The sequence below is a fragment of the bacterium genome (assembly GCA_021159335.1).
GTDB lineage: Bacteria > UBP14 > UBA6098 > B30-G16 > B30-G16 > JAGGRZ01.
The window spans coordinates 1-3,418 of sequence record JAGGRZ010000083.1 but is presented as its reverse complement, the minus strand read 5'-3'; the positions used below and the strand labels follow the sequence as shown (position 1 = coordinate 3,418).

Here is a 3,418-nt window from a genome sequence, read left to right as displayed (position 1 = left end):
TGCTTTTGATGAGAGCATTGAAGCGCCTGATGGAAAGCCAGTTACGAAAGAAGAGAAAGAGGCGGTGAAGAAAGCGATTGATAAGTTCTTATTAGGATGACCGCTCGCGGAAATATTATGAGGTGAGAGAATATGCACGCATTGATATACATTATAGTTGCGGCTGAGGAAGAAGGTGATGCGCTCGCAAAAGCAGAAGACTGCGTCATGGAATGGACGAAGAAGTATGGTGTGGATTATTATTCCATGCCGAACGAGATCTACTTCAAAAAGAGATGGGGCGAGCGGAAAGTGATTCCGATAGAATCGGAAGAAGGTAAAAAGCTGGTAGAAGAATTGATAATAGACAACATAAATGTAATGCACGAAGAGTTCAAAAAGGCAGAGGAAGCAATCACCAAAAAAGATTTTGATGATGCGCTCTATCATCTCAAGATGGCGGGTGGACACCCATTCAGCATGAACGCTTTTACTGATACTGGTGAGCCATTAATTTCTGAAGAGCAAATCGATATATTGCGTAAAAACGCTTGTGTGAACGAAGAGAAAGTCTGGCTTGTGCCTGTTGATATTCATTACTGAGAAGAAATGCAAGCGATGAATTCACTAATTGATAAAATCAAATCTTTCGAGTGGTGCTGGCATATCAATAGCTCCATAGGAGGACACGATTGCTGGGATGAGGAACTCCAAGCGATAGGTGAAGTAATCAACGCCGAAAAGATAATTAGACAACTCTTTTACACCATGTTCATCGGAGAAGATGCTGATTTGGTGAGAATACCGTGCTTTGCCGAGTTTGATAACGAAGGGACAGGGTTTGAACTGTTCTATAAAGACTCACACACGGACGCGAAGTGGTATATGAAGAAAAAATGTTAGGAGGTGATAATAACATGCCAAAATGCCCGAAATGTGGGAAAGAGATAGACTATCTAAGGGATCTCATGTTGGAAGAATTCAAATTGACAGTTGACGAGAACGGCTATGTTCATTACGAGCTTGTTGACGCTTCGGTTCTTAATCGTGGCGATGAATATAAATGCCCAAAATGCTCTGCGCTTCTATTCAGAGATGAGAAAGAAGCGGTAAAGTTCCTCAGGGGCGAAACATCACAAAAACGAGAGTAGCGTGCAGTGATCGGATTACTTTTTATTTTATTTTTATCCCGCTTCATATACATTGTTCCAAATTTCACTCTTTCAGCTTTTATAATGCTTGGTTGTGTTCCGACTACACATAAGTTGGAACAAAAAACTCCATTATGTAACTTCTTTTTGCAACTATTCGGAACACACTTTTACTTGACCACTACCATATCCCACCCAACTCTAAAAAACATTAAAACCGAATTAAAATGGTAAACATAAGTAGCTTAGTGGAAGCTTTCGGTAGCGATAGCAAGAAAGACCAGAAAGACGAGCGTAAACGCAAAATAAAAGCGATACTCACAGTGGTTCTCTTCGTAATGTCAACGGCGTCATTTCTTGATTTTGTCGAAGAAGAAGCTGTACAAATGTACAATTTCGGTATTATGAGTATAACAATGAACAGAGACTGGGATATGCTGAGAACAGAGCTACCAAAGTATCAAGCATTCCACGACACATGCCTGAAAATGCATTATGTCTGTACTGTTCTTAACCCTCTCACAGGTTTCTACTTCCAAAAGTTCTACGAAGCGGATCAAGCCAAAATAGACATATGGAAACGCCAAGTAAACCGTCACGATTCACGATTCCGAATAGTGGTTGCGGGCGAGGTAGTGGATGCGCATGTAAACGGTGATGGTACAGGTGTGATAATAGTTGATACAGGGAGTGTAAGGGAGTATATTGTGGTACCGTTCCCGGAGGTGACGCCGATGCCGAAGAAGGGTGAGTTAGTGCAGTTAGAATGTGCCGAAAAGTACATTAGGGGCACGAAAAGGCTGGAGTTAGTGGAGTTTGCGGCATGAGGTAAGGGAAATGAAACCGAAAATAAACGAAATAGATAGCGGTTATTATCGAGTTGTGCTTGGCGATGGCAAGCCTGGCACGGAGGATTGGCGTGCTAGCGGCACGGTGCTAGTAGAGGCAACGATTGCGAATTATGTGATGAAGCGGTTGGGTAAGCGTGAGATAGACCGAGAAGTGCTAGTTGAGGCTGCAGCGTTCCAGCAGGAAATGGATGCAGAGATTGAAAAGCGAGAAAACAACGATGGGAAATTGCAAACACTGTTCCAAAACTTCCGGAAGCAATCAAAAAACGAAACTGACGAAATAAATGAATAATAGGAAGTGAGATAGGAAATGGAAGAAGGAGAAGCTACCATAGGAATGAGCTACGACTACATCGTCAGTGCAGCGATGGCAATAATAGAGAGGCAGCGCTACTTCGATGAGTGCATACGAAAAAACGGGAATAATGAATAAAAATGTTAGGAGGTGATGTGTGATGGTAAGTGTAGAAGATTTGGATGAGACATATGTGCCGCGTGCAAGACTCGAAAAGCTACCGGCAAAGTTCACAGGGAGAGTACTGCGAATCGAGGAACGAGAAGACAGTAACTATCCGGGCTACAGCGCGCTCTACATGGACATAGCCGTTGAGGACCCGAAAGCGGCGGAGCAGGCAGAGGGCGAGTTGCTGACGCAGAAGTTACGGGGTATGCACATTCACGAGCTTCTGATACCAGCGATGCAGAAGCTGGGAATAACGGACACTGACGAACTTGTCGGTAAACTGTTCACGTTTGAACAGAAGATGCCTTCGTTTGAAGGCAGCAATCCGCGGTGGGTGCCAGTGGCAACGCCGGACGGTAAGAGGAGGCGCCGCAAGCGAGCAAACTGAAGCGCTTGCACGCGCACGCGTATAAGCCAAACCATTAAAAACTTTATTTTTTTTCTGTTTCCACTCGCCGTCTCGGTATAAAAACGAATTTTATGAAATAAAATGAAAACAAATGGTTTTGGAAGATTAGATTTTATAGTACGGCAGAAAGGACGGGAGATTCTAAGGATAGTGCATTTTGATTCGCTTGGACTGTGGTTCAAGCAGGATGGTGCTGGCAATGTGATGCCAATAACAGCAGAGCAGGCGTTGAGGCTGATAAATGTATGGAAGGAACACCACAAGGATGTAAAAGCGAGCATAAGTGGAGGGTTGATACCGTATCTGCAGACACAAGAGATTACGAACATTGAAAAGCGTATGCAGGAATTGAAGAACAAAAGAAGCGTTGCTATAAGTGGGTTAGTTTTTTAGGATAGCACTTCTGCTAATCCCTACCTATTCATAGGTAAGATATAGCGGATATTTAAAGTTTTTTACTATACATCATGTGTAACTCCTCGTCCTTTTGGGCGGGGTGCGGTATAGGTGGGGGTGGCGCAGAGATGATTAAATCTCTCCCCACCTATACCTTAAAACTTTATAT

General features: G+C 43.4%; 7 protein-coding genes. All 7 read left to right on the top strand.

What is annotated here, in order from left to right; genetic code table 11:
* The first annotated feature begins 132 nt into the window (after positions 1–132).
* The 7 genes from J7J62_04905 to J7J62_04875 all read left to right on the top strand — a co-directional run bounded on the left by J7J62_04905 (position 133) and on the right by J7J62_04875 (position 3,246).
* On the top strand, positions 133–582 hold the full coding sequence (locus tag J7J62_04905; GenBank protein ID MCD6124492.1) for a hypothetical protein: 450 nt from the start codon (positions 133–135) through the stop codon (positions 580–582).
* A 15-nt stretch (positions 583–597) separates the two neighbouring features.
* Positions 598–882, top strand: coding sequence for a hypothetical protein (locus J7J62_04900; protein MCD6124491.1), 285 nt, complete (start codon positions 598–600; stop codon positions 880–882).
* 14 nt (positions 883–896) lie between these two features.
* Positions 897–1,130: a hypothetical protein gene (locus J7J62_04895; protein MCD6124490.1), complete on the top strand. Its 234-nt coding sequence runs from the start codon at positions 897–899 to the stop codon at positions 1,128–1,130.
* A 227-nt stretch (positions 1,131–1,357) separates the two neighbouring features.
* Positions 1,358–1,957, top strand: coding sequence for a hypothetical protein (locus J7J62_04890; protein ID MCD6124489.1), 600 nt, complete (start codon positions 1,358–1,360; stop codon positions 1,955–1,957).
* Positions 1,947–2,273 (top strand): hypothetical protein, encoded by a 327-nt coding sequence (locus J7J62_04885; protein MCD6124488.1) that lies wholly within the window; start codon positions 1,947–1,949, stop codon positions 2,271–2,273. The genes J7J62_04890 and J7J62_04885 overlap by 11 nt, the downstream gene beginning before the upstream one ends.
* 163 nt (positions 2,274–2,436) lie before the next feature.
* Positions 2,437–2,832, top strand: coding sequence for a hypothetical protein (locus J7J62_04880; protein ID MCD6124487.1), 396 nt, complete (start codon positions 2,437–2,439; stop codon positions 2,830–2,832).
* A gap of 102 nt (positions 2,833–2,934) precedes the next feature.
* Positions 2,935–3,246, top strand: a complete 312-nt coding sequence (locus J7J62_04875; GenBank protein MCD6124486.1) for a hypothetical protein — start codon at positions 2,935–2,937, stop codon at positions 3,244–3,246.
* Positions 3,247–3,418: the final 172 nt, after the last annotated feature.

Bases quoted from the DNA above. Each gene is read 5' to 3' on its own strand.
- J7J62_04905 (MCD6124492.1), top strand. From the start codon at position 133: ATGCACGCATTGATATACATTATAGTTGCGGCTGAGGAAGAAGGTGAT.
- J7J62_04900 (MCD6124491.1), top strand. From the start codon at position 598: ATGAATTCACTAATTGATAAAATCAAATCTTTCGAGTGGTGCTGGCAT.
- J7J62_04895 (MCD6124490.1), top strand. From the start codon at position 897: ATGCCAAAATGCCCGAAATGTGGGAAAGAGATAGACTATCTAAGGGAT.
- J7J62_04890 (MCD6124489.1), top strand. From the start codon at position 1,358: ATGGTAAACATAAGTAGCTTAGTGGAAGCTTTCGGTAGCGATAGCAAG.
- J7J62_04880 (MCD6124487.1), top strand. From the start codon at position 2,437: ATGGTAAGTGTAGAAGATTTGGATGAGACATATGTGCCGCGTGCAAGA.
- J7J62_04875 (MCD6124486.1), top strand. From the start codon at position 2,935: ATGAAAACAAATGGTTTTGGAAGATTAGATTTTATAGTACGGCAGAAA.